This window comes from Bacillus sp. 95MFCvi2.1, assembly GCF_000374965.1.
Lineage (GTDB): Bacteria > Bacillota > Bacilli > Bacillales > Bacillaceae_G > Bacillus_A > Bacillus_A pseudomycoides.
On the sequence record NZ_KB895779.1, the window covers coordinates 1 to 1,361 of the forward strand.

The window sequence follows — 1,361 nt, forward strand, 5'->3', positions numbered from 1 at the left end:
GTAGTTTGATAAAATCCTTGTTTTCTTAATTTGTTAAATGCGCAAAGTAATGCTGGCGCTTTGTCTGTAGTGAGAACCGTTGGTTCTCCAAAATGTTTTACTAATCTTTTCATGAAGGCATAGGCAGCTTGATGATCTCGTTTTTTACGAAGTTGAATATCCAATGTGTGTCCATCTTTATCAATTGCACGATAGAGATAACGCCATTCTTCCTTAACTTTGATATAAGTCTCATCTCAATGCCAAGATAAGCGTGCAGATTTATTTTTCATTTTCCAAATTTGATAGATGAGATTGCCATGTTCATGAACCCATCGCATGATGGTTGTTGGGTGAGCTGAAATATCACGTTTTTTCAGGATTTCAGATACTTCGCGATAACTTAAAGAAAAACGGAGGTAGTAGCCGACAGCTACTAAAATAATATCTTTCTTGAATTGTTTTCCTTTAAAATATCTCATGTCTGATTCTTCTAAATCCTGTTTTCTAGAGTGTAGCTTCATGTAGAAAACTTTGCAACAGAACCATAATTATGCTCTTTTTGGTTCTAATTTGATTTTACAGTAGCAGATGAGACTTCGTCATTCCATATTCTTTCCCCATCACCCATAGAGCTACTTAAATTATAAAGAGCTCCCGTATTTGCTAGTCCAAGCGCTCGACCTTGCCCATCAAAATCTTCATATATAATCGTATAATCTCCATGAGCATGTGTACGAACAGAAGAAATAGAATCATTAGAATCCCCAGTGAAATTAAAAATTTTAACAGGATTTTTACTTGCAGGTATATTTATAGTAGCCCCGTTACCATCAGCATCTTTATAAAAAGTCGAATGTATGGCCGCTCTATTTACTACTAAGCTACTATTACTCGGGTTCTTTCGATTAACAGGATGTTCTTTTAAGTAATCTTCAAAATCAGCTTTGTTTTTAAAATCAATTGACATTTGTGGTCCAATCATTCCTTTAATCATTACTTGATAAGGTGCAACAGATTTTACTAGAGAAGCTGCAGAGACCTCTGAATTAGATACACCTAGCACCATAGTTCCAGCTAATAATGCTGTAGAAAGTACGCCAACTATACGTTTCAATATCAACACTCCTTTAAAGTTTATAATACATATTCTATATGTAACATCATAATTTTTAGAAGTAGTGATATTAAATTCACTTAGTTACATTTTAGAAAGTTTCTTTGTCTACAAGGTACAAACGTAAAAAAATTTTGAGTTTGGTTCAATTATGTTAGTAACCTTTTAAAATGGTTCCGGTGCAAGAAATTCAAGATACATGCAAGTAATCTCCTAACCTTGGACATACTGATAGTATTACTCTAGAAAAAGGTGTGTGATCGAT

At 33.9% G+C, this 1,361-nt stretch carries 1 protein-coding gene and 1 pseudogene; both read right to left on the reverse strand.

Going from position 1 to position 1,361, the window contains the following annotated elements:
* Positions 1-461, reverse strand: a pseudogene (locus C568_RS32315) (IS6 family transposase); the annotation flags it as partial.
* A gap of 86 nt (positions 462-547) precedes the next feature.
* Complete coding sequence (locus tag C568_RS0130230) at positions 548-1,096, reverse strand: hypothetical protein (RefSeq protein WP_018783749.1); 549 nt, start codon at positions 1,094-1,096, stop codon at positions 548-550.
* Between the last annotated feature and the right edge of the window lie 265 nt (positions 1,097-1,361).